23 protein-coding genes are annotated in these 23,602 nt (G+C 71.6%); 8 read left to right on the top strand and 15 right to left on the bottom strand.

Features of this window, described 5'->3' with window-relative positions:
* Positions 1 to 19: 19 nt before the first annotated feature.
* From ACWC2T_RS10645 to ACWC2T_RS10630, 4 genes are all read right to left on the bottom strand, one after another.
* Positions 20 to 790: an ATP-binding cassette domain-containing protein gene (locus tag ACWC2T_RS10645; RefSeq protein WP_450669999.1), complete on the bottom strand. Its 771-nt coding sequence runs from the start codon at positions 788 to 790 to the stop codon at positions 20 to 22.
* Entirely contained in the window at positions 787 to 1,839 is a 1,053-nt protein-coding gene (locus ACWC2T_RS10640) for an ABC transporter permease (RefSeq protein ID WP_450669998.1), read from the bottom strand. Before ACWC2T_RS10640 ends, ACWC2T_RS10645 begins: the two co-directional genes overlap by 4 nt.
* The gene (locus ACWC2T_RS10635) at positions 1,836 to 2,840 is read right to left on the bottom strand and encodes a sugar ABC transporter substrate-binding protein (RefSeq protein WP_450669997.1); all 1,005 of its coding nucleotides are present in this window, start codon (positions 2,838 to 2,840) and stop codon (positions 1,836 to 1,838) included. The genes ACWC2T_RS10640 and ACWC2T_RS10635 overlap by 4 nt, the downstream gene beginning before the upstream one ends.
* A gap of 164 nt (positions 2,841 to 3,004) precedes the next feature.
* The gene (locus ACWC2T_RS10630; RefSeq protein WP_450670019.1) at positions 3,005 to 3,742 is read right to left on the bottom strand and encodes a GntR family transcriptional regulator; all 738 of its coding nucleotides are present in this window, start codon (positions 3,740 to 3,742) and stop codon (positions 3,005 to 3,007) included.
* Between the two features lie 129 nt (positions 3,743 to 3,871).
* Between ACWC2T_RS10630 and ACWC2T_RS10625 the strand changes: the two genes are divergently transcribed.
* A complete protein-coding gene (locus ACWC2T_RS10625; RefSeq protein WP_450669996.1) occupies positions 3,872 to 4,894 on the top strand; it encodes a Gfo/Idh/MocA family protein in 1,023 nt (340 codons plus the stop codon).
* A gap of 30 nt (positions 4,895 to 4,924) precedes the next feature.
* Here ACWC2T_RS10625 and ACWC2T_RS10620 read toward each other — a convergent pair whose 3' ends face one another.
* The 7 genes from ACWC2T_RS10620 to allB form a co-directional block, all read right to left on the bottom strand.
* Positions 4,925 to 6,109, bottom strand: coding sequence for a cytochrome P450 family protein (locus ACWC2T_RS10620; protein WP_450669995.1), 1,185 nt, complete (start codon positions 6,107 to 6,109; stop codon positions 4,925 to 4,927).
* A 303-nt stretch (positions 6,110 to 6,412) separates the two neighbouring features.
* Positions 6,413 to 6,808 carry a ribonuclease domain-containing protein gene (locus ACWC2T_RS10615; RefSeq protein WP_450669994.1) on the bottom strand — a complete coding sequence of 132 codons (396 nt, stop codon included), beginning with the start codon at positions 6,806 to 6,808 and terminating at the stop codon, positions 6,413 to 6,415.
* An 85-nt stretch (positions 6,809 to 6,893) separates the two neighbouring features.
* Positions 6,894 to 7,805 (bottom strand): DMT family transporter, encoded by a 912-nt coding sequence (locus tag ACWC2T_RS10610; protein WP_450669993.1) that lies wholly within the window; start codon positions 7,803 to 7,805, stop codon positions 6,894 to 6,896.
* A gap of 91 nt (positions 7,806 to 7,896) precedes the next feature.
* Positions 7,897 to 8,523: a dihydrofolate reductase family protein gene (locus tag ACWC2T_RS10605; RefSeq protein ID WP_450669992.1), complete on the bottom strand. Its 627-nt coding sequence runs from the start codon at positions 8,521 to 8,523 to the stop codon at positions 7,897 to 7,899.
* An 86-nt stretch (positions 8,524 to 8,609) separates the two neighbouring features.
* Complete coding sequence (locus tag ACWC2T_RS10600) at positions 8,610 to 9,422, bottom strand: AIM24 family protein (protein ID WP_450669991.1); 813 nt, start codon at positions 9,420 to 9,422, stop codon at positions 8,610 to 8,612.
* 123 nt (positions 9,423 to 9,545) lie between these two features.
* Positions 9,546 to 10,661, bottom strand: coding sequence for an allantoicase (alc, locus tag ACWC2T_RS10595; protein WP_450669990.1), 1,116 nt, complete (start codon positions 10,659 to 10,661; stop codon positions 9,546 to 9,548).
* Positions 10,662 to 10,711: 50 nt separating this feature from the next.
* Positions 10,712 to 12,052, bottom strand: coding sequence for an allantoinase AllB (gene allB, locus ACWC2T_RS10590; RefSeq protein ID WP_450669989.1), 1,341 nt, complete (start codon positions 12,050 to 12,052; stop codon positions 10,712 to 10,714).
* Positions 12,053 to 12,324: 272 nt separating this feature from the next.
* Between allB and ACWC2T_RS10585 the strand changes: the two genes are divergently transcribed.
* Positions 12,325 to 13,119, top strand: a complete 795-nt coding sequence (locus tag ACWC2T_RS10585; RefSeq protein ID WP_450669988.1) for an IclR family transcriptional regulator — start codon at positions 12,325 to 12,327, stop codon at positions 13,117 to 13,119.
* An 88-nt stretch (positions 13,120 to 13,207) separates the two neighbouring features.
* On the opposite strand, the gene ACWC2T_RS10580 is transcribed toward ACWC2T_RS10585, so the two are convergent.
* Complete coding sequence (locus tag ACWC2T_RS10580; RefSeq protein WP_450669987.1) at positions 13,208 to 13,522, bottom strand: DUF5955 family protein; 315 nt, start codon at positions 13,520 to 13,522, stop codon at positions 13,208 to 13,210.
* A gap of 129 nt (positions 13,523 to 13,651) precedes the next feature.
* Between ACWC2T_RS10580 and ACWC2T_RS10575 the strand changes: the two genes are divergently transcribed.
* Both ACWC2T_RS10575 and aceB read left to right on the top strand, forming a co-directional pair.
* Entirely contained in the window at positions 13,652 to 14,254 is a 603-nt protein-coding gene (locus ACWC2T_RS10575; protein WP_450669986.1) for a nucleotidyltransferase family protein, read from the top strand.
* A gap of 184 nt (positions 14,255 to 14,438) precedes the next feature.
* The gene (gene aceB / locus ACWC2T_RS10570; protein ID WP_450669985.1) at positions 14,439 to 16,064 is read left to right on the top strand and encodes a malate synthase A; all 1,626 of its coding nucleotides are present in this window, start codon (positions 14,439 to 14,441) and stop codon (positions 16,062 to 16,064) included.
* A gap of 3 nt (positions 16,065 to 16,067) precedes the next feature.
* Here aceB and ACWC2T_RS10565 read toward each other — a convergent pair whose 3' ends face one another.
* Both ACWC2T_RS10565 and ACWC2T_RS10560 read right to left on the bottom strand, forming a co-directional pair.
* Positions 16,068 to 16,343, bottom strand: coding sequence for a SelT/SelW/SelH family protein (locus ACWC2T_RS10565; RefSeq protein ID WP_450669984.1), 276 nt, complete (start codon positions 16,341 to 16,343; stop codon positions 16,068 to 16,070).
* A 10-nt stretch (positions 16,344 to 16,353) separates the two neighbouring features.
* Positions 16,354 to 17,268, bottom strand: coding sequence for a HipA family kinase (locus tag ACWC2T_RS10560; RefSeq protein WP_450669983.1), 915 nt, complete (start codon positions 17,266 to 17,268; stop codon positions 16,354 to 16,356).
* Positions 17,269 to 17,634: 366 nt separating this feature from the next.
* On the opposite strand from ACWC2T_RS10560, the gene ACWC2T_RS10555 reads away from it, so the two are divergent.
* Complete coding sequence (locus ACWC2T_RS10555) at positions 17,635 to 18,369, top strand: CAP domain-containing protein (protein ID WP_450669982.1); 735 nt, start codon at positions 17,635 to 17,637, stop codon at positions 18,367 to 18,369.
* A 7-nt stretch (positions 18,370 to 18,376) separates the two neighbouring features.
* On the opposite strand, the gene ACWC2T_RS10550 is transcribed toward ACWC2T_RS10555, so the two are convergent.
* Positions 18,377 to 19,891, bottom strand: coding sequence for an IucA/IucC family protein (locus tag ACWC2T_RS10550; RefSeq protein ID WP_450669981.1), 1,515 nt, complete (start codon positions 19,889 to 19,891; stop codon positions 18,377 to 18,379).
* A gap of 85 nt (positions 19,892 to 19,976) precedes the next feature.
* Here ACWC2T_RS10550 and ACWC2T_RS10545 point away from each other — a divergent pair, with 85 nt between their 5' ends.
* The 3 genes from ACWC2T_RS10545 to ACWC2T_RS10535 are packed head-to-tail and all read left to right on the top strand — an operon-like array spanning position 19,977 to position 23,590.
* Complete coding sequence (locus ACWC2T_RS10545; RefSeq protein ID WP_450669980.1) at positions 19,977 to 21,515, top strand: IucA/IucC family protein; 1,539 nt, start codon at positions 19,977 to 19,979, stop codon at positions 21,513 to 21,515.
* Positions 21,516 to 21,524: 9 nt separating this feature from the next.
* The gene (locus ACWC2T_RS10540) at positions 21,525 to 22,787 is read left to right on the top strand and encodes a VWA domain-containing protein (protein WP_450669979.1); all 1,263 of its coding nucleotides are present in this window, start codon (positions 21,525 to 21,527) and stop codon (positions 22,785 to 22,787) included.
* On the top strand, positions 22,787 to 23,590 hold the full coding sequence (locus tag ACWC2T_RS10535; RefSeq protein WP_450669978.1) for a hypothetical protein: 804 nt from the start codon (positions 22,787 to 22,789) through the stop codon (positions 23,588 to 23,590). Before ACWC2T_RS10540 ends, ACWC2T_RS10535 begins: the two co-directional genes overlap by 1 nt.
* Positions 23,591 to 23,602: the final 12 nt, after the last annotated feature.

Here is a 23,602-nt window from a genome sequence, read left to right as displayed (position 1 = left end):
GGGCACGGCTCCGCGCCCCTCAACCTCGTTGCAGTTCATGGCGTAGAGCGTCCAGGTCGGAGCCGCCGGCCATCTGCTGGGTCAGCTCGTCCAGCGTGATCTCGTCCCGTGTGTAATTGCCCACCATCGTGCCCCTGCGCAGCAGTACGAACCTGTCCCCCACCAGGTACGCGTGGTGCGGGTTGTGGGTGATCAAGACAACGCCCAGGCCCTGATCCCGTGCCGCGGCCACATATTTCAGGACCACACCGGACTGCTTGACACCCAGTGCCGCCGTGGGCTCGTCCAGGACCAGGACCTTCGCGCCGAAGTGGACCGCGCGGGCGATCGCCACGCACTGGCGTTCGCCGCCGGAGAGGGTGCCGATGGGCTGGTCGACGTCCCTGAGGTCGATGCCCATGCGGAGCAGCGCCTCGCGGGTGGTGCGGCGCATGAGGTCGGTGTCCAGGCGCTTGAAGGGGCCCTTGCCCTTGCGGGGCTCGGAGCCGAGGAAGAAGTTCCGCCAGACCGGCATGAGCGGGACCACCGCCAGGTCCTGGTAGACCGTGGCGATGCCCCGGTCCAGGGCCTCCCGCGGAGAGGAGAGGGTGGTCTCCTCGCCCTCGATCCTCAGAGTGCCGCCGTCGTGCCGGTGCAGACCCGCGACGATCTTGATCAGGGTGGACTTGCCGGCTCCGTTGTCGCCGAGGACACAGGTGATCTCGCCGGGGTGGACCTGAAGCGAAACGCCTTCGAGGGCACGCACGGTGCCGTAGTTCTTGCTGACGTCGGCCAGCTCGACCAGAGTCACTTGTTGGCCTCCGCGCGCTTCTTGACCCAGGCGTTGAGCAGGGTCGCGAGGAGCAGCATCGCTCCGAGGAAGAACTTGAACCAGTCGGGATTCCACTCGGCGAAGACGATGCCCTTGCTGGTCATGCCGAACAGGAGGGCGCCCACGGCGGAGCCGATCGCGCTGCCGTAGCCGCCGGTGATCAGGCAGCCGCCGATGACGGCCGCGATGATGTAGATCAGCTCGTTGCCGACGCCCTCGCCGGACTGGACGGCGTCGAAGGAGAAGAGCAGGTGCTGGCCGGCGATCCAGGCGCCGAACGCCACGCCCATGTAGAGGCCGATCTTGGTCCTTGCGACCGGGACGCCGACCGCGCGGGCCGCGTCCTGGTTGCCGCCGACGGCGAAGATCCAGTTCCCGGCGCGGGTGCGCAGCAGGATCCAGGAGGCGAGGGCGACCAGGCCCAGCCACCACAGGATCGTCACCTTGAAGTCGACCCCGCCGATGGTGAGCGTCGAGGCGAAGACGGCGTGCGCGGCGGGGAAGCCCTCCATGTCGCCGATGGTCTTCGTCGACACCGTGCCGTCGATCAGCTTGGTGAAGCCGAGGTTCAGGCCGGTCAGCATCAGGAACGTGCCGAGCGTGACGATGAAACTGGGCAGCTTGGTGCGGGTGAGCATGACGCCGTTGAAGGCACCGATGGCCAGGGTGACCAGCAGGGACACACCGACGCCGACCCAGGTGTTCGCCGTCATCTGGTAGCTGAACATCGAGGAGACCAGCGCCGAGGACGTCACCAGGACACCGGCCGACAGGTCGAACTCGCCGCCGATCATCAGCAGCGCCACGGGGACGGCCATGATGCCGATGGTCGAGGAGGCGTACAGGACCGTGCTGAGGCTGGAGGCGCGCAGGAACCCGTCGGCGGCGCAGGCGAAGAAGACGAGGACGGCGAGCGCGCCGACGACCGAGCCCAGCTCCGGACGGGAGAGCAGCTTCCGCAGCGGCGAGCTCTGCAGAATCCTTTCATCGGCCGTCACGCCGGTGGCTTCTTCCGTGGTCGCGGTCATCGGGTGCCCCGCTCGGTGTACGCGGCCAGCGCGGCGGCCTGGTCCTTGGTGACGATCTGCGGGCCGGTCAGCACCGGCTTGCCGCCGCCGAGGACGTCGCCGTTGTACTTGTAGGCCCACAGCAGGTCGACCGCCTCGTAGCCCTGGAGGTACGGCTGCTGGTCCACCGCGAAGCCGAGGGTGCCGTTCTTCAGCTCGGCGGCGACCTGGGCGTTGAGGTCGAAGGTGTCGATCTCGGCCTTGCTGCCCGCGTCGCTCTTCGCCTTCACGGCGGTGTCGGCGTACGGGGCGCCGAGGGTGACGACGGAGTCGATGGCGCCGTCGGCCTGGAGCTTGGCCTCGATGGCGGACTGCACGTCGGGCATGTCGGTGCCGTTGACGTACAGCTTCTGCAGGGTGCCGCGGAAGGTCCTGGCGACGCCGTCGCAGCGCTGTTCGTGGCCGACGTTGCCCTGCTCGTGCAGCACGCACAGGGCCTTCTTCCTGCCGCGCCGGTTCAGCTCGTCCCCGACGGCCTCGCCGGCGATGGTCTCGTCCTGGCCGATGTGGGTGAGGGCACCGAAGGCCTTGGACTCCGCGGAGCCGGAGTTCACCGTGATCACCGGGATGCCGGCCTTCTCGGCGCGGGCCACGGCGGCCTTCATCGCGTCGGGCTTGGCGAGGGTGACGATGATTCCGTCGACCTTCTTGTCGACCGCCGCGTCCACCAGCTGCGCCTGCTGCTGGGCCTGGTCGTCGTGCGAGTACAGGAAGTTGATGTTGTCCTTGACCGCGGCCTGCTTGGCGCCGCTCTGCACGATGTCCCAGAAGGTGTCGCCGTCCCCCGAGTGGGTGATCATCGCGAAGGTCCAGCGCGGGGTGTTCACCGCCGCCCGCCCCTGGGCCGCGGCGGCCTTGCGGGCGTCCTCGGCCCGCTTGCCTCCGGTGCTGCTGCACGCTCCCAGGGACAGCGAAAGTACCCCTGTCAGCGCGATGACTGCCCAGGTCCGAAACCGTGCCACGAGGCCGTGCCCTTCTTGCCGTGTTCGTACGTGCCAAAGGGGCCGGTGATCAGCTCAGCGGCCCCAAATGCTCCAGTATCGAACACCATGAACACTCGTGACAGGACAGGGGGTGCCCCGGCGGTCTTATTGTCCGGACATTGTGACCCTTCCGGAGCCTTTCGTCACGGTCGGACGAGCAGCTGGAACTCGAAGGAGTAGCGCGTCGGGCGGTAGGTGTGGTCGCCGAACTCGACCGCGCGGCCGGTGTCGTCGAAGGTGGTGCGCTGCATGGTGAGCAGCGGCGCGCCCTCGGCCTCGGCGAGCCGGTCGGCCTCGGCCGCCGTGGCGCCGCGGGCGCCGATGGACTGGCGGGCACTGTGCAGGGTGATCCCCGCGGAGCGCATCAGCCGGTACAGGCCGGTGGCCTCCAGCTGGTCGGTGTTCAGGTCGAGCAGGCCGGGCGGGAGGTGGTTGATCAGGTACGCCATCGGCTCGCCGTGCGCGAGGCGCAGCCGCTCGATGCGGTGCACCTCGCTGCCCTCGGAGACGCCGAGCGCGGCGGCCACCTCGGCGGAGGCCGGCACGACGGTGTTGACCAGCACCTTGGTCGCAGGACGCTGGCCGGCCGCCTCCAGGTCGTCGTACAGGCTGCTCAGCTCCAGCGGGCGCTTGACCTGGCTGTGCACCACCTGCGTGCCGACGCCGCGGCGGCGCACGAGGAGCCCCTTGTCGACGAGGGACTGGATGGCCTGGCGGACGGTGGGCCGGGACAGGCCGAGCCGCGCGGCCAGCTCGATCTCGTTGCCCAGGAGGCTGCCCGGGGTGAGGCTGCCGTGCTCGATGGCGGCCTCCAGCTGCTGGGAGAGCTGGAAGTACAACGGCACCGGGGAGCTACGGTCCACATGGAGGTCGAGCGACACAGTCGGGTCCACATCTGGTTTCGGCACGGCCCGAGCGTAGCCCCGTGGCCGGTTGACGGGAAGTTGTGTAGTCCGGTTGTCCGGACATAAACATTGACAGCGTACGGGCTCCGCCCTCACTTTGTTTCCATGCGCATCGGGGTCATCGGTACGGGCCGCATCGGCACCCTTCACGCGAGAACACTCAGCCGCAACCGCGATGTCGGGTCGCTGATCCTGACGGACGCGGATCCGGCACGGGCGCAGGGACTGGCGCACCGGCTGGGCGAGACGGCGGCGCCAGGTGTGGACGAGATCTTCAAGTGGGGCGTGGACGCGGTGGTGATCACCACGGCGACGTCGGCCCACGCCGAACTGATCGGTCGGGCAGCCCGCTCGGGCCTGCCGGTCTTCTGCGAGAAGCCGATCGCGCTCGACCTGCCGGGCACGCTGCAGGCGCTCGCCGAGGTGGAGACGGCGGGCACGATTCTGCAGATGGGTTTCCAGCGGCGCTTCGACGCGGGATACGCCGGCGCCCGCGAGGCCGTGCGCTCGGGACGCCTCGGCCGGCTGCACACCGTGCGCGCGATGACCTGCGACCAGTCCCCTCCCCCACCCGGCTGGCTGGCCCTGTCCGGCGGGCTGTTCCGGGACACGCTGATCCACGACTTCGACGTGCTGCGGTGGGTGACGGGCCGTGAGGTGACCGATGTCTACGCCACCGGGTCCGACGCCGGGCCCGCGATGTTCCGTGAGGCCGGCGACGTCGGCACCGGCGCGGCGCTGCTCACGCTGGACGACGGCACGCTCGCCACGGCCACGGCGACCCGGCTGAACGGCGCCGGGTACGACGTGCGCATGGAGTTGGCCGGGGAGGCGGACACGGTCGTGGTCGGGCTGGACGACCGTACGCCGCTCGCGTCCACCGAGCCGACCGGGCCGCCGCCCGCGGACAAGCCATGGCCGGGCTTCCTGGAGCGGTTCGGCCCCGCGTACGAGGCCGAACTGAACGCCTTCGTGGAGGTGGTGGTCGGCGAGCGCCCCAACCCCTGCGACGGCCACGAGGCCCTGCAGGCCCTGCGCGTGGCCGAGGCCTGCGAACTCTCCCGGCGGGAGCGGCGCCCGGTGGCCCTGGCCGAGATCCCGGACCGGGCGCGGACGCCCTCCGGCTGACCGGCCGGCCCCGGCGCGCGCGGCCGCCGGCTACCAGCGCACCGGAAGACTGCGCATCCCTCTCATCAGCAGGCCGGGCAGCCACTCGCCCGGTGTGCCGTCGAGCGCGAGGCCGGGGGCGCGCCGCAGGAGGGTGCCGATGGCCGTGCGGCCCTCCAGGCGGGCCAGGGGGGCGCCCAGGCAGTAGTGGATGCCGTGGCCGAAGGCGAGGTGGCCGCGGGGGTCGCGGCGGATGTCGAACCGGTGCGGGTCGTCGTAGCGCTCGCCGTCGCGCTGGGCGGCGGTGAGGCTGATCACCACATGGGTGCCCCGCTCGATGGCCGCGCCGGCGATCTCCAGGGGCTCGGCGGCGAACCGGTAGGTGGCGCTCTGCACCGGGCCCTCGTACCGCAGCATCTCCTCGACGGCGCCGTCCAGGAGGCTCATGTCGGCGCGCAGGGCGGCGAGTTGGGCGGGGTGGGTCAGCAGGGCGTGGACGCCGTTGCCGATGAGGTTGACGGTGGTCTCGTGCCCGGCGATCAGCAGCAGGAAGGCCATGCCGCGCAGTTCCTGCGCGGAGAGCCGGTCGCCGTCCTCGGCGGTGGTGCGGATCAGATCGCTGAGCAGGTCGTCGCTGACGCCGGAGCGGCGCTTGTCCTCGATCAGCTCGGTGAGGTACGCGCCGAGGCGGACGACCGCCTCGTAGCCCGTCTGCTCGTTGGTCGGCGCGACCACCTCCGTGGACGTCTTGCGGAACTCCTCGCGGTCCATGTCGGGGACGCCGAGGAGTTCGCAGATGACGGTGATGGGCAGCGGGTAGGCGAGCGAGGCGACCAGGTCGGCGCGGCCGGCCGGGAGCATCTCGTCCAGCAGTTCGTCGGTGATCTGCTGGATCCGCGGGCGCAGCTGCTCGACCCGGCGCATCGTGAACGCGCGCGTGACGAGGCCGCGCAGGCGGGTGTGCTGGGGCGGATCGGTGGCCAGCAGATGCTTGCCGATCAGCTCCTGGTCCATGACGGTCACGCCGATCTTGCTGGTGTCCTTGGCCAGCCGGGTGTCGGCGAGGGCCGCCCGCGCCTCCTCGTATCCGACGACCAGCCAGGCATCGTCCTCCCAGCCCGGCAGCCGGACGCGGTGCACGGGGCCCCGCTCGCGCAGCCCGGCGTACACCGGATGGGGATCCGTGCGCAGCGCGTCCCCGAACTCCCCCAGATCGACCACGTTCTGCCTGTCCATCGCTCCCCTTCCGGACTCCCCCGAGGCTCACCGGTACTCCCGGTACCGTGACAACGCGCGGGGCGCGGGATCAGTGCCCGTCCCCGTCGACCAGTCCCGCGTCGTACGCCGGCAGCGTGATCTGCACCTGTTTCATCGCCGACTGCCTGCCCGGAGTACTCCGTTGAGGTTGCGGTTGTTCGGGCCCGCACCAGCGCGGGGTGTTCAACGACAAGAAGCCGGCGACTGCGGGCCGCCGGGACTGTTCCCGGCGGCCCGCAGTGTGCGTCGCGCTGTTCCCTCGGTCGTCCGTTGTCCTCCGGCTCAGCAGCCGAAGTCGATCAGGTTGAACGTGGCGTAGTGGTCGGAGGTGTAGTAGTCCTCCTGGGACTGCTCGCCGGTGACGATGCGCCGGGCACCGCGTGTGGGGGAACCGGGAGTGACCACCGTGTACTCGTGGTAGTAGCCGTAGGACTCGCTGGGCAGGACGCCTTCCTTATTGGAGAAGACGGTGCCGTCCTGCGAGTACGGGTACGGGCCGCCCTGGGCGATCAGGTCCAGGGTGTCGTGGGCCTGCGAGGGCAGGTTGCCGTAGCAGATGCTGCCGACCGACGAGACTGCGGCATCCGCCGTGGTGGCGGAGACGGTGCCGCCCACGAGGAGGGCGGACAGGAGGGCGGCTGCGGCGCCGATGCGAGTGGTGCGTGGGGGGAATCTCATAGCCTCATGATGACGCGCGTAGACGTTGGCATGTCAACGACAAGTTTGAAGATTTTCCCTTCAAGTCCGATGAGTTTTCGCGAAGTTAACCTGCCGCCCGGCGCCCCCACGCGGTCCCCACGAGCACCAGTGCGCCGCCCGCCAGAGCAAGCGTGCCCAGCCGTTCCCCGCCCAGGGCGATGCCCGCCGCGGCGGCCCATAGCGGCTCGGTGCCGAGCAGCAGACCGACCCGGGACGGGGAGGTACGGCGGACCGCCCACATCTGCACGAAGAAGGCGAACACCGTGCACAGCGCGGCCAGGAACAGCAGCCCCGCCCAGTCCCGGGCACCGAACCCGGCCGCGACCGCCCAGGGTGCCGGACCACCGGAGACGGCCGACAGCAGGGCGAAGACGGCGACGGACGCGCCGAGTTGGACCGTGGTCAGCGGCAGCGCGTCGGCCCCCTGCACGGCCCTGAGCCGGGACATGGCGAGGACGTGCAGCGTGCGGGCGAGCGCGGCGAGCAGCATGAGCAGGTCGCCGGTGCTCGGCCGGGTGAAGCCGCCGCCCTGGGTGAGCAGGACGACGCCGAGCACCGACAGCAGCGCCGCGCCGAGAAAGCCCGGGGTGGGCCGGGTGCGGGTGACGGCGGCCTCGGCGAGCGGGGTGAAGACCATGGTGAGGCTGATGATCAGGCCGGCATTGGTCGCCGAGGTCTGCACCACACCGTACGTCTCCAGCAGGAAGATCCCGCTGAGGATCGCGCCCAGCAGGGCCGCGCCGCGCCACTGGGCACCGGTCAGCTCGCGCAGGGCACGCCGCCCGGCGACGACCAGCACGGGTACGGCGAGCGCGAACCGCAGCACCAGCACCGCCAGGACCGTCCGGGCGGTGGTGATGTCCTTGGCCGCGAGATAGCTGGCACCCCAGCACACCGCGACCAGCAGCACGGGCAGGTCGGTGTGCCAGGCACCACGGGGTGCGACGGCGGCACCCGGTACGGCGATCGACGACATGGGCGCGGCTCTCCCGGTCTTCGGAGGGGGTGCGCAGACGTCGGCGGCTTACGCGGGGCGCGCTCACCGTACCGGCGGGGACGATCTTCGGCTAGGCGTTTTCCGGGAGCTCGTACGAGCCGTACCGCGGCCTTCCCGCCACCTCGTAGGTCTGGATGGAGACACCGGCGGAGGTGATGCGTCCGGCGGTGTGCGTGAAGGCGGTCGGTACGGCGCCCTCGGCGAACAGGCGGTGGCCGGAGCCCAGCACCACCGGGAAGGTGGCCAGGTGGAGGGTGTCGACGAGACCGAGGTCGAGCAGGGAGCGGAGCAGGGCGCCGGAGCCGTGCACCTGGAGTTCGCCGTCGGTGCGCTCCTTGAGAGCGGTGACCTCCTTGGTGAGGTCGCCGCCGATCACCGTGGTGCCGGACCACTCGGGGTCGGTGAGGGTGGACGAGGCGACGTACTTCGGCAGGGCGTTCAGCCGGGCGGCGATGAGGTTGGCGGGGTCGGTCACCTTCGGCCAGTACGCCGCGAAGATGTCGTACGTACGGCGGCCGAGGAGGAACGCGCCGGGGCGCTCGAAGACCTCGGTGACGAACCGGCCGAAGTCGTCGTCGCCGTACGTGAAGCTCCAGCCGCCGTGCTCGAAGCCGCCCCGGGTGTCCTCCTGGGGGCCGCCGGGTGCCTGGTAGACGCCGTCGAGCGTGACGAAGATCGTGGAGACGAGCTTGCCCATGGCAGGTGCCTGCTTCCTGGTGCGGGGTCCGTTGTCATCACCTCAGACCCCACCGGCACGCGCAACTCATCGGTCGGTACGGCACCTCATCCGGCGTGTGTCGAGAAGAGGCCGCCCGTCGGGCCCTGCTTGTCGCCGCCCTGGGCCTTCTTCAGGGCGTTGGCCAGGCTCTCGATGGTGAGCGACTGCAGGATGACGCGGCCGTTGCCCTCCAGGGTGGCCAGGGACAGGCCCTCGCCGCCGAACACGGCGTTCATGATCCCCTGGCGGTTGAGGCCGCCGACGCGCTGGACGCCGTACTGGATGCCCTCCTCGAAGGCGACCACGCAGCCGGTGTCGACCTCGATGCGGCCGCCGAAGTCCGCCGGATTGAGGTCGATGAAGTTGCCCGCGCCGGCGATGATCACCGTGCCGTACCCGGTGAACTTCTCCAGGATGAAGCCCTCGCCGCCGCTCATGCCGGTGCGGGCGCCGGCGAAGGCGATGCCGAAGTCGACGGTGGACTCGGCGGCCACGAAGGCGTCCTTCTCGGCGAACCACGCGCGCGTGCCGTCGAGTTCCAGGGCCCGCATCTCGCCCGGGAGCACGCCGGCGAAGCCGACCGTGCCCTCGCCGCCCTGGGAGGTGAAGTACTGGAACGCCAGCGACTCGCCCGCGAGCATGCGCTGGCCCACCTGCATGGCGGTGCCCATGGCCTGGCGGAGCAGGCCGCCCATGCCGCCGGAGCCGCCCTGCTGCTGTCCGCCGTTGTTCGACGGGCCGGACAGGCGCGTCTCCATGGTCACGTTCGTGGTCTTGAACAGGAACTTTCCGGCCTCGCAGTACACGGTCTGGCCGGGCTGCAGGTTGACGACCGCCATCTGCATGGCGTTGCCGACGATCTCTTGCTGAAGGGTCACGCGGGAAGAACGCGGGAGACGGACCCGTAAGTTCCAGCCACCCGGAAACGGGTCCTTGTGGGTGACACGCGGGGCGCCCGGTGCTGTCCAGGCCGGGGCGCCCCGCGCGCGTCCGGGGGCGGGTCAGCCGCCCAGTTCCTGGTGCCGGGCGGCGAGGCCGGCCGCGCCCTGCTCGGTCAGGGAGCCGTACAGGCGCAGGCGGGAGATGCCGCCGTCGGGGAAGATGTCGATCCGCGCGCGCGTGCCGACCGCGGGCTCCGGGAGCACGAACCGGTGGTTGGTGTCGGGCTGCAGGCGGGTGCGCGGCAGGATCTCGGTCCAGTCGCCGTTCTCGCCGTCCTGCACGGACACCGACGCCCAGCCCGCGCTGTTGCCCTTCAGATAGGCCGTGTCGATCTCGATCGCGCGGATCTGCGACTGGGCGACCAGCTGGTAGCGGATCCAGTCGTTGCCCTGGTCGCGGCGGCGGCGGGTCTCCCAGCCGTCGTCCATCTTGCGGGAGCGGCCCGGCTGGATGGTGTTGGTGGCCGGGGAGTAGAAGAGGTTGGAGGCGTCCTCGACCCGGCCGCCGTTCTCCAGGGCGACCACGTCGAAGGTGCCCAGCACGGACAGCCACTGCGGGTCGGGTACCACCTCGCCGTACACGCGCAGGCGCGCGATGCCGCCGTCGGGGTGCTGGTTGACCCGCAGGTGGGTGAAGCGCTGCTCCACCGACACGGAGAAACCATTCGCCGCATGGCCGCCGACGGCGGTGCGCGGGACGATCGTCGTCCACTTCACGTCGTGGCCCAGCAGCTCCTCCGGGGACGGCGAGCCGGGTACGGACGCGCCCTCGATCGAGACCGCCTGCGGGTAGTTGCCGCGGAAGTGGGCGGTGTCGACGACGATCCCGCGGATCACGCCGGGCGCGCCGAGGCGGACCAGCGCCCAGTCGTGGTCCTCGGCGGTCGGCCAGGGATGCTCGGCCGAGGCGCCGCGCCGACGGCGGGTCTCCCAGCCGTCCATGATCTTGCCCTTGTGGCCGAAGTGCTCGGGGTCGAACTCGGCCGGCTCGGGGACCAGCAGGTTCTCACGCTGGGCGAAGAACTCGTCGTTGGCGGCGATGACACCGGCGCCGAGCTGCCGGTCGGCGAGGTTGGCGTACTGGGTGAAGGGGAAGTCGGCGGTGCGGTAGTCCGCGTACGGGTCGCCGCCTCCGTAGGGGTTCGCGTCGCCGGTGAAGCCTGGTGTCGCCGTCACGGTGATCAGGGGGTCCTTTCTGGAGTCGGCCGGATGCGGGTGCGGGGGGCTTACTGGGGGCGGGCGAGCAGCGTGCCCTTCGGCTCGGTGAACTCGCCGCCGTCGACGATGCGTTCGCCGCGCAGCCAGGTGGACTTCACGACGCCGTACAGGGTCTTGCCGGCGTAGGCGGTGACCCGGTTGCGGTGCTGGAGACCGGCCGGGTCGACGGTGAAGGTCTCGTCGGGGGCGAGGACCGCGAAGTCGGCGTCATGGCCGGGCGCGATGGCGCCCTTGCGCGCGTCGAGTCCGACCAGGGCGGCGGTCTTCGTGGACATCCAGCGCACGACGTCCTCCAGGCCGTGGCCGCGCCTGCGGGCCTCGGTCCATACGGCGGACAGGCTGAGCTGGAGGCCTGATATGCCGCCCCAGGCGGTGGCGAAGTCGTGGGTCTTCAGGTCGGCGGTGGAGGGCGAGTGGTCGGTGACGACACAGTCGATGGTGCCGTCGGCCAGCGCCTCCCACAGCAGGTCCTGGTTGGCGGCCTCGCGGATGGGCGGGCAGCACTTGAACTCGCTGGCGCCGTCCGGGACTTCCTCGGCGGTCAGGGTGAGGTAGTGCGGGCAGGTCTCCACGGTGATCTTCACGCCCCTGGCACGGGCGGTGCGGATCAGCGGAAGGGCGTCGCTGGAGGACAGGTGCAGCACGTGCACGCGCGCGTGGAGGCGGCGGGCCTGCGCGATGAGGTTCGCGATGGCCGTGTCCTCGGCGTCGCGCGGGCGGGAGGCGAGGAAGTCGGCGTACCGGGGGCCGCCGTGCTGCGGGGCGGCGGCCAGGTGGTGCGGGTCCTCGGCGTGCACGATCAGCAGGCCGTCGAAGCCGGCGATCTCCGCCATGGACCGGGCGAGCCGGTCCTGGTCGAGGTGCGGGAACTCGTCCACGCCGGACGGGGACAGGAACGCCTTGAAGCCGAAGACTCCGGCGTCGTGCAGCGGGCGCAGGTCCTTGACGTTGTCCGGCAGGGCGCCGCCCCAGAAACCGACGTCGATGTGCGCCTTGTCGGCGGCCACCTCCTGCTTCACGCGCAGGTTGTCGACGGTCGTGGTCGGCGGGAGTGAGTTGAGCGGCATGTCGACCAGCGTGGTGATGCCGCCGGCCGCCGCCGCGCGGGTGGCGGTCCAGAAGCCCTCCCACTCGGTGCGGCCCGGGTCGTTGACGTGCACGTGGGTGTCGACCAGGCCGGGCAGCAGAACGTGGTCGCCGAAGTCCTCCAGCCGCGCTCCGGCCGGGACCTGGGCGTCGTACGGCAGGACGGCCGTGATCCTCCCGGCGGACACAGTGACCGTGGCGGCCCGCGTCCCTTCAGGAGTGATGACGCGCGTCGAGCGCAGGACCAGTTGAGCGTCGGACACCCGAACCCCTCTCTGTACCGCCGTTTTACGCCCCGGAAACGGGATTTACACCCACGTAACGGATTTCAACGTTCTGTTGAAGGAGTCTTCACTCCCGCTTCCCCGCCGTCAAGGGGCACACTTCTGGGCGGCATGCCACCGCACACACTCTGGACGTTTCCACAAAGTGGAATTAGAATTTCACCAAGCAGAACGTAGCTACACACAAGCAGGGAGTCAACCGGCCGCCGGGTAGGCTTCTGCCCTCTTGCCAGTCCCGAAAGGAACGCGCCGTGCCGACGTCCAGCGCCAGCACCACCGACTCCGCCAAACCCTCCGCCGCGGGCGGGGTCCAGTCCCTGGAGCGCGCCTTCGACCTGCTCGAGCGGATGGCGGACGCGGGCGGCGAGGTGGGCCTGAGCGAGCTGTCCGCGTCCAGCGGGCTGCCGCTGCCGACCATCCACCGGCTGATGCGCACCCTGGTCGCCTGCGGGTACGTACGCCAGCAGCCGAACCGGCGGTACGCCCTCGGCCCCCGGCTCATCCGGCTCGGCGAGTCGGCGTCCCGGCTGCTCGGCACGTGGGCGCGGCCGTACCTCGCACGGCTGGTCGAGGAGACCGGCGAGACCGCGAACATGGCGCTGCTGGACGGCGACGAGATCGTCTACGTGGCCCAGGTGCCGTCGAAGCACTCGATGCGGATGTTCACGGAAGTGGGCCGACGGGTGCTGCCGCACTCGACCGGCGTGGGCAAGGCGCTGCTCGCCGGGGTGCCGGATGACGAGGTGCGGGCGCTGCTGTCCCGTACGGGAATGCCTGCGGCCACCGAGAAGACCATCACCACGCCCGAGGGGTTTCTGGCCGCGCTGGAGGACGTACGGCGGCTGGGGTACGCCGTGGACGACAACGAGCAGGAGATAGGGGTTCGGTGCCTGGCGGTGTCCGTGCCGGAGTCTCCGACGGCTGCGGCGATCTCCATCTCCGGGCCTGCCGGGCGGGTGACGGAGGCGGCTACCGACAAGATCGTGCCGGTGTTGCAGCAGATCGCCCTTGAGTTGTCCCAGGCTTTGGCGAGTTCGGGCGCCTGAGAGATCGAGGGGACCCGATCGTTTGCGGGTGCGGTTCCCCGCGCCCCTGGGCAGGTCCGCCCGCCCCTGCCTTCAAGCTCTCGGCCTGTCAAGCTCTCGGCGACTCCCCGAAAAGATCCACCGCCTGCCGCACCTCCCCCAGCCCCCTCGCCAAGGCACTCACCGAGCCGATCGCGCCCGCGATCAGTAACAGGGAGCTGCGCAGGCGCGGGATCTCGGGCGCACCGCCGGACGCCATCGCGGCCAGCGCCGCCAGCTCGTCCTCGGCTATGGCGCGGTCGGGGAACTCGGAGGGCAGCGCGGCGAGTTCGCGGCGCAGCCGAGACACCGCGGTCCTCAGCTCCGCCACTCGCGGGTCCTCGTCGATGCCGGTCACTGACCTCTGCCCCAAGCTCCGCAACACAGCCCTCCCCCTCACACGCCGTCATGCGCGGGCCAGTAAACGCCACCGGGTCCGGGAGCGCCACAGCGCGGACCGAAATTCAGCCCAAGGAAACCGGCCGCCGCATCCGTCGTCAGGTATGCAGGACGCATGACGGACAACCATCACGGTGAGGTCGCCGGGCTGCTGCTCGCCGCCGGCGGGGGCAGCCGGCTCGGTGGGCGGCCCAAGGCGCTGCTGGAGCACCGGGGGCGCCCCCTGGTCGAGCACGCGGTCGGAGTGCTGCGCGCGGCCGGGTGCCGCCGGATCCACGTCGTCCTCGGGGCGCGGGCGGACGACGTCCGCCGGCGTGCCGGTCTCAGCGGCTGTGTGGTCGTGGACAACCCCGGCTGGGCCGAGGGCATGGGCTCCTCGCTGCGCGCCGGACTGGCCTCGCTGGCCGGTACGGGGGTGCGCGCGGCCCTGGTGAGCCTCGTCGACCAGCCGGGCATCGGGCCGGCGGCCGTGGCGCGCGTGCTCGGCGCCTACGAGGACGAGAAGTCACTGGTGTCGGCCGCCTACGACGGCACGCGCGGGCATCCGGTGCTCTTCGGCGCGGCCCACTGGGCGGAGATCGCGGCGACCGCCACGGGGGATCGTGGCGCCCGCGCGTACCTGAAGGACCACGCGGCCGAGATCCGGCTCGTGGAGTGCGCGGACGTGGCCGAGCCGTACGACATCGACACCGAGGCCGACCTGCGCCACCTTGAGTGAGGAGGGTGGCACTGGGCGCCACCTTGCCTCGACCCAGAGAATCTCGACATCAACAAACCATTGAAGTTCCACGATGAGAAAACTAGTATCCACTGTTCAGAAGCGCCTGACCGCACAGTTGGCGCTGTTCGCCCTATTCGTGCCGCTTGGCACTTGGTGCCACCGCTGAAGGAAGTGACAGCTCATGTCCGCACCAGCGCCGTCCCCGCTGGCCATCGTCGACGCCGAGCCTCTGCCCCGGCAGGAAGAGGTCCTCACGGACGCGGCGCTCGCCTTCGTGGCGGAGCTGCACCGGCGGTTCACCCCGCGCCGTGACGAACTCCTCGCCCGCCGGGCCGAGCGCCGCGCCGAGATCGCCCGCACCTCCACGCTCGACTTCCTCCCCGAGACGGCCGCGATCCGCGCGGACGACTCCTGGAGGGTCGCCCCGGCCCCGGCCGCGCTGAACGACCGGCGCGTCGAGATCACCGGCCCCACCGACCGCAAGATGACCATCAACGCGCTCAACTCGGGCGCGAAGGTCTGGCTCGCCGACTTCGAGGACGCCTCCGCGCCCACCTGGGAGAACGTGATCCTCGGTCAGGTCAACCTGATCGACGCCTACACCCGGAACATCGACTTCACCGACCCGGCATCCGGCAAGTCCTACGCCCTGCGCCCGAACGAGGAGCTGGCGACGGTCGTCATGCGCCCGCGCGGCTGGCACCTGAACGAGCGGCACCTGGTCGACGCCGACGGCCGCGCCGTCCCGGGTGCCTTCGTCGACTTCGGCCTGTACTTCTTCCACAACGCCCAGCGGCTGCTGGACCTCGGCAAGGGCCCGTACTTCTACCTGCCGAAGACCGAGTCGCACCTCGAGGCCCGGCTGTGGAACGACGTGTTCGTCTTCGCCCAGGACTACGTCGGCATCCCGCAGGGCACCGTCCGGGCGACCGTCCTGATCGAGACGATCACGGCCGCGTACGAGATGGAGGAGATCCTCTACGAACTCCGCGACCACGCCGCCGGGTTGAACGCCGGCCGCTGGGACTACCTGTTCTCCATCGTCAAGAACTTCCGTGACGGCGGCCCCAGGTTCGTCCTCCCGGACCGCAACGCGGTCACGATGACGGCCCCGTTCATGCGGGCGTACACCGAACTCCTCGTGCGCACCTGCCACAAGCGCGGCGCGCACGCCATCGGCGGCATGGCCGCGTTCATCCCGTCCCGTCGCGACGCCGAGGTCAACAAGGTGGCCTTCGAGAAGGTCCGCGCCGACAAGGACCGCGAGGCGGGCGACGGTTTCGACGGCTCCTGGGTCGCCCACCCGGACCTCGTCCCGATCGCCATGGAGTCCTTCGACAAGGTCCTCGGCGACCGGCCGAACCAGAAGGACCGGCTGCGCGAGGACGTCCACGTCGAGGCGGCCGACCTGATCGCCATCGACTCGCTGGACGCCAAGCCGACGTACGCCGGTCTGGTCAACGCCGTCCAGGTGGGCATCCGTTACATCGAGGCCTGGCTGCGCGGGCTCGGCGCGGTCGCCATCTTCAACCTGATGGAGGACGCGGCCACCGCCGAGATCTCCCGCTCCCAGATCTGGCAGTGGATCAACGCGGGCGTCGAGTTCGAGAACGGCGACCGGGCCACGCCCGAGCTGGCCCGCAAGGTCGCCGCCGAGGAACTGTCCAACATCCGCCAGGAGATCGGCGAGCAGGCCTTCGCCGACGGCCACTGGCAGGAGGCCCATGACCTGCTGCTGAAGGTGTCCCTGGACGAGGACTACGCCGACTTCCTCACCCTGCCGGCGTACGAGCAGCTCAAGGGCTGACGCCTACCCGGTCCGGTCCGAGTGGCCCAGGGACTTTCCCGGGGCCACTCGGTCGCGTACGAGGCGCTTGACCGCGGTGGGCTCCGGGAAGCCCTGCTCCTTGCGGTCCCACACCACCTCGCCGTCGACGCGGACCACGAAGACGCCGCCGGTGCCGGGCTTGAGCGCCAGCTCGGTCAGCTCCGCCTCGAAGGTGGTGAGCAGTTCCTGTGCCAGCCAGGCAGCACGGGGCAGCCAGCGGCACTGTGTGCAGTACTCGATCTGTACGTGGTGGCTCATCCGATGTGCCTCATCCCAGGTGCGCCGACCAGTCCTGTTCCGCCCCCGGCTTGCCGTGCAGGTCGGGAACGTGCTTGAGCCAGGCCGGGCGGCCCGCCTGTGTCCTCGCCGCGCGGGCGGCCTCCTCGGCCGCGAGCTGCTCGCGGCCCGGGAAGTCGGTGGGCAGCCACTCGTGCGACAGGCGCACGCGGGCCAGGAGGTGGTCGACATAGGCGGCGCGGACGTCGTCCGGGCCCGCGAAGCCGGCGTCCTCGGCGAGCCAGGCGTCCGGCACCTCGGCGACGATCCCGCGCAGCAGGTCCTCGGTCACCTTTGGGGCGAGTTCGGCATCGGCGGCATGGACGTCCGGGCCGTAGTGCCCCAGGGCGTGATGGCGGAAGTCGTACTTCTTGCCCGGGGCCGTGGTGTCCCAGCGGTGGTGGAAGACCAGAGCGGCACCGTGGTCGATGAGCCACAGGCGGGGCGGTACCGTGCCGAGCGTCGGCCAGACCATGAGGTTGGAGCTGTGGACCGTACGGTCCACATTGACGGTCAGCGCGTCCAGCCAGACGATCCGGCCCGCCTCCAGCGGATCCACGGGAAAGGTCCGCGCGATCTCCGGAGTGAAGTCCCGGGCGCCCGGCAGGTAGTCCATGCCGAGGTTCACGCCCGCGCTCGCGCCGTGCAGCTCCCTCACCTCCTGGTGCGGCTCGTCGGCGGCGATCGCGGGGTCGAAGTGCACCAGGACCAGCTCGGGGAAGCGCAGGCCGAGCGCGCGGGCGAGCTCACCGACGATCACCTCGGCGACCAGCGCCTGGTGCCCCTGCGCCGAGCCGGTGAACTTCACGACGTAGGTGCCGTCGTCGTCGGCCTCGACGACCCCGGGCACGGAGCCGCCGGACCGCAGCGGGGTCACGTATCGGGTGGCAGTCACGTCGCGCAGCACATCGATCAGCCTAAGGCAGGTCGGCGCAGTGACATCCCTCACAGGCTCTCCGGCGACTAAGGCCCTCGCTTAGTAGACGCGACTCCGATGACATAGGAGATTTGTCCGGCTTGCCGCGGAGGCGAGCCGCCCATCGGGCGACGAGGCGGCATCCGCCCGGCACCTTCCCGCATTCGCCGCGCAAACCGTCATCCTGACAGGACGTCAGGCGGCTGCAAACGTCGCGGAAGCGAACTCGGCATCTCTTCGCCCGGCTGACAAGAGCCCTGGCGCTCTACTAGGCACGGTAGTGGAGACCGCCCTTTGCGCTCCTTGTGAAGCCCTCCCGAAAATGAGCGCCCGGCGATCACCGAGCGAGGTTGACGAATGGCCAAGCACCGCAAGACGCAGCAGTACCGGCGCATAGTCGTCGCCGCCGTCGCCATCGGAACCGTGGGCGTGCCGTCCGTCGCCCTGGCCTGTTCCGACTGGCCGTACGGCGGCAAGGACCAGGCCGGCGTCGCCGCGACGACCACACCCCGGCAGTCGGTGCACCACGGCCACCGGCAGCACCACCATCACCACCGCAACGGCCACCACCCCACCGCCACGCCGAAGGCCACCGCGTCGCCGACGCAGCGGCCCACCGCTCACCAGCCCACGAGCACCCCTGCTCCCAGCGTTCCCAGCACCCCCAAGCCCACCGCCACGGCGTCCAGCAGCCCGAAGCCCACCGCCACCGCCTCCGGTGCCACCGCGCGCGTCGTGCAGCTGGTGAACGCCGAGCGCGCCAAGGTGGGTTGCCACCCCCTGACCGTCAACGCCGAGCTGACCAAGGCGGCGCAGGCCCACAGCGCGGACATGGCGGCCCACCAGAACATGTCGCACACCGGCTCCGACGGGTCCTCCCCGGGCGACCGCATCACGGCGGCCGGGTACGCCTGGAGCGCCTACGGCGAGAACGTCGCCTACGGGTACGCCACCCCGGAGCAGGTCATGAACGGCTGGATGAACAGCCCCGGACACCGGGCCAACATCCTCAACTGCTCGTACCAGGAGATCGGCGTCGGTCTCGCCCAGCCGGGCAGCTACTGGACCCAGGACTTCGGCACGGCCCGCTGAGCACGGGTCAGCCGGCCGCCAGCGGGTTCGGCAGCGGCAGGTAGCGGGCGTCCGCGCCGTCCGCTCCGGTCCAGCGCAGCAACAGGTTGGTCTTGCCGGGCAGCGTGGGCGAGGCGAGCAGGGCGGGGATCTCGGGCAGGTCGTGCCGGGCCAGTTCGCGGCGGGCGGCGGGCCAGGGGTCGAGTCCGCGATGGTGCTCGGCGAGCGCGGCGGCGATCTCCGTGAGGTGGTTGACGACCAGGCAGTACACCAGCCGCTCCCAGCCCGCCGCGCGGGTCACGTCCGGCAGCAGCTTGGCACCCTCGGCGTCGCGGAACAGCGCCTGGACGGGTGTGCCGGCCGTGTCCACGGCGACGAGGGTGTTCTGCAGATGGGCCTCCAGGACCACCCCGTGGTCGTCGAACGCGGTGAGGGCGGGCGGCACGACCTGGCGCAGATAGGCCTCCCACCAGGCAGCCGGGTCGGCCGCGGTGGCCAGCGGGCTGCCGTCGAAGCCCTCGGCGAGGCCGGCGGCGAGCAGCGGCGTGGCGCCCGGCAGCAGATGCCCGCGCAGGCCGTCGCGGACGAGGACGGCGAGCTCCTCGAAGGCGAAGGCGGCCGTGCGGTAGCCGCGGTCGCTCAGCCAGGCCGCGGGCGGGCCCAGCGCCGCGAAGGCGTGCCGGGCGGCCGCGTCGGTACGACGCAGTCTGCGCAGGTCGTGGCGCCAGAGGCGGCGGATGTCGTTGGTGATGCGGACATCCAGGCTGAACTTCAGGAACAGGTCGCGCCGGGGCTCGTACACCGTGCGGACCGCCGCCGTGGGGCACACGTCGAATGCGGTCGTGCCGAGGCGGAGCAGTCGGCCGTCGGCGAAGGCCGGGGCGAGGTCGCGGCCGACCAGGTCCAGCTGCCAGGGGTGGGCCGGCAGCAGCCGGTAGCCGGGCGGGGCGGAGCCGAGCGCGTCCAGGGCGCGCGTGTCGCCCTCCTCGGCCACCTGGTCCTCGCGGACGCCGAGCAACACCAGCGGGAAGCGCGCGTGCGCCTCGGGGGCGTACGGCAGCCAGGAGGCGACCGGGCCGCCGCCGCGCGCCTTGGGCGCCGGGTGGTACGGGTGGCCGCCGATCAGGGACTGCTCGGAGCGCAGATACGGGTCGGCGGGCGGTGCCGCCCCGGCGCGGGCGGCGAGCAGGGCCGCGACGGCGTCCCGGCTGTCGACCATCTCGGCGGGCAGGTCGCCGCCCGGCAGCCCGGTGTGCCGGCGCAGCTCCTCGGCGACCAGTTTGACCAGCTCGGAGTGGCCGACGCGGTGCCAGGTCCCGGCCGCGCACACCTCGGGATCGGCGGGGCGCCGGCCGGTCCGCACGCGCAGCAGCCGCCCGCTCGGCAGCCGGTGGACCCGCAGGTCACCGTGGTGCCCGAGCGGCTCGGCCACCTCGCGCAGCAGGCAGTTCAGCAGGGGCGCGGCCGCGTAGGCGTCGGCGCGGCCGGCGACGGTTCCGGTGGAGGGTGCTCCGAAGGAGGGTGAGGAGTCCACGCGATCCATTCGTTTCGTCCGGGGTGGTCGCGATCAGTATCTCTGTCGTCGCCGACAATCGTCCTCCGTGCGCCGTGTACCCGAGGAGCCCGCCGTGCACCGTCCCCCCGCCGAGGCCCAGGTCGCCGAGGAACTGGCCGCCGTCCGGCCCGGGCTGCTGCCCCGGTACACGGCGGAGCTGCCGGGTGCCCGCGCCGCCGTGCTGACCCGGCTGTGGCGGGCGCTGGCCCATGAGCCGCTGCCGTGGATCACCGGGCGGGTGCACGGCGCGCACAGCCTCGCGCTGCGGCTCGCCGACGGCCGGACGCTGTACGGGCCGCACGCGGACCCGTATGCCACGAGCGGGTACGTCACCGGCGTCCGCCTGGGCAGGGAGCGCCACGTGGATCCGGCCGGGCTGATGACCGCACTCAGGGTGCCGCACGGCACCGCGTTCGCGACCGAACTGGGCGGCGGCGTCGCCTCGTTGGCGCTGTCGCGGGCCGACGCGGATCACCCGAAGGAGTGGTTGGCGGAGGTCTCCCCGGCCGACGGCCGGCGCAGGGACTGGGAATGGGAGCAGCGGGTGACCGACGGGCATCCGTTCCACCCGTGCTGCCGTTCCCGGCCCGGTTTCTCGGTGGCGGACCAGCTGGCGTACGGCCCCGAGCACCGGCCCGTGGTGGAGCTGCGGACGGTGCCGGTGCCGGCGGACGGGTGCCTGGTGAGCGGTGACTGGCCGGAGGAACTGCGGGACGGCGAACGGCTGTTGCTGCCGGTCCACCCGTGGCAGGCGGACCACGTCCTGAAGCGGCCGTGCGCCCCCTGGCGCCCGGCCCGGCCGCTGCTCTCCCTGCGCACCCTCGCGCTGCCGGACGGGCCGCACGTGAAGACCGCGCTCAGCACCCGGCTGACGTCGTCGGTGCGGGACATCTCCCCGTACTCGGTCGGGGCCGCCGCTCCCCTGTCCGCCCTGGGCGAGGAGCTGGCGGCGCGCACCGAGGGCCTGCTGCACGTCACCCGCACCCTCGGCGCGGTCTCGGCCCACTCCCCCGACCTGGCCGCGCTGCTGCGGGAGTCGCCCGAGGTGTACGCCGGTCCGGGCGAGCGCGTCGTACCGGTGGCCGCGCTCGCCACGACCGGCCTGCCCGACTCCCCCGCCTGGCTGGCCGCGTTCACCCGGCTGGCGCTGACCGTGGGACTGCGCCTGCTCGGCCTCGGCGTGGCCCTGGAGGCCCACGGCCAGAACCTGCTGGTGATCCTGTCGGCCGACGGCGCCCCGCTGCGGCTGGTCTACCGCGACCTGGCCGACATCCGGATCAGCCCGGCCCGGCTGACCCGGCACGGCATCACCCCGCCACCGCTCACCGGCCGTCTGGTCACCGACGACGAAACGGCCCTGCGCCGCAAGCTGTTCGGCTCCCTGGTGGGGGGCGCCCTGGCCGGTACGGCGGGTTCGGGCCCGGCCCTCGGAGCGGCGCTGGCGGCCGCCGTACCGGACCTGCCGGACTCCTCCGACCTGCGCGCCCTGCGCGAAGGACCGCTGCCGGCGAAGGCGTTGACCCTGATGCGGCTGTCCCCGCAGACCCCCGGCGACCAGTGGACGTCCCTGCCGAACCCCCTCGTTTTGGAGGCCGCGCCCTCTGATCAATAAGATCCGGCGATGATCACAAGACAACGGCTGGCGGCGGGCGTCTGTGCTCTGCTCGCCGCCCTGGCGGCCGGGATCGCGTTCCCCGGCGGGGCCGTCGCCGACGAGACGGAACAGGCCGCTCCCAAGGTCGAACTCGTGCTGGACGTCAGCGGTTCGATGCGGACGCAGGACATCGACGGCGGCTCCCGGATGGCCGCGGCGAAGCAGGCGTTCGACGAGGTGCTGGACGCCACCCCGCAGGAGGTCCGGCTGGGCATCCGCACGCTGGGCGCCAACTACCGCGGCAACGACCGCAAGGAGGGCTGCAAGGACACCGCGCAGCTCTACCCGGTCGGCCCGCTGAACCGGACCGACGCCAAGACGGCGGTGGCCACGCTGCAGCCCACCGGCTGGACGCCGATCGGGCCCGCCCTGCTGAAGGCGGCGGACGACCTGAACGGCGGCACCGGAACGCGCCGCATCGTCCTGATCACCGACGGCGAGGACACCTGCCAGCCGCTCGACCCGTGCGAGGTGGCCCGCGAGATAGCGGCCAAGGGCGTCGGTCTGACCATCGACACCCTCGGCCTGGTGCCGGACGCCAGGACCCGCGACCAGCTCAGCTGCATCGCGGACGCCACCGGCGGCACCTACACCGACGTCCGGCACAAGCAGGAACTGTCCGGCCGCGTCGGGCAGTTGGTGGACCGGGCGGCCGATCCGGTGGTGACGCCGGTGGCCACGCAGGGCGCCGCGCAGTGCGAGAAGGCGCCGACACTGAAGTCGGGGCTGTACACGGACCGTGCGGAGTTCGGGCAGCAGCGCTGGTACCGGGTCGACGTCGATCCCGGCAAGGAGCTGCGCGCCTCGGTGAGCGTGGCCGACGACCGCGCCGTGAACCCCGACTACGGGGTGCTGCTGCGGGCGGTGACCGTGCACGGACGGGAGATCGTGCGCGGCGAGGCCGCGGGTACCGGCCGTACGGATGTGATCTCCACGGGGCTGCGCTACCCGAGGCCGAAGAGCGACGACGACAACGCACCCGCGGAGACGGTGTGCCTCCAGGTCACCGACTCCTTCTCGCCCGCGGCGGGCGTGAAGACCTCGCCGGGTCTGCCGCTGGAGCTGACCGTCGATGTCGTGGACGGGCCGTCGGGCCATCACGACGTGGCCTCCTTCGGCCTCGGCCGCGGCTGGTGGCTGCTGGGCGTGCTGGTGCTGACCGGCTTCCTGGCGGGTCTGCTGTGGGGCTGGCTGTCGCGCTGGCGGGTCGCCGTCTGGAGGACGAACTGATGCGAGTCACACGCGTGTTGAGCACCGCGCTGCTGGCGCTGGGCCTGGCCGCCGGGCCGGCCGCCGCCGACACCCCGAGCCCTTCGCCGAGCGCGTCGGCCGACGGCTCGGCGCCCACGAAGGCGGGCACCTCCTTCCGTACGGCGACGGAGCTGGCGCAGGGGCAGCAGGCCACCGCGTCCGGCTCCACCGGTGACTACATGTACTGGTCGTTCCCGGCGGACATCGGCCAGCGGCCCACCGTCACGGCGAAGGTGAAGCTGCCGCAGACACACGGCACGCAGAGCTGGCAGCTCGACGTGTACGACGGGCTGCGGCGCCGGCAGGCCTGCCAGTACGGCGCCGACCCCCGTACCGCCGCGCCGGACGCCTCCTCGGTCGAGCTCGCCTGTGTGCTGCGCACGGTGCGCGGCTGGGCCGAGCCATCGGCGAACGACCCGCTGCCGGGCACGTACTACATCCGGCTGACCGTCGTGGACCTCAGCGCCACCGACCTCGGTCAGCCCGTGAGCGCCGACGTACGCGTCGACTCCGAGGACATCGGCGGTTCGGCCGCGGCGGACGGCTCGCTGGGCAAGCCGCTGGTGCCCGGTATCGCCGTCAAGTCCGGGCAGAAGACGGACGGTTCGAAGCCTGCGGTGCTCTCCAGCTTCGGTTCGCACGACGGCTGGTCCTCCGGGTGGTGGTCCGACCGGTGGGTGTGGACCGGGATCGGGGCCGTGCTCGCGGCTCTCGCCGGAATCGGGGGGTATGCGCTGACGCGGGGGTCGGGACGGCCGTCGCGGGTGCCGCCGAACGTCTGATCCGACGTGTTC

Source organism: Streptomyces sp. NPDC001393 (genome assembly GCF_053597455.1).
Note: the sequence above shows the minus strand (reverse complement) of the source record. Positions and strands in the feature narration are given on the sequence as shown.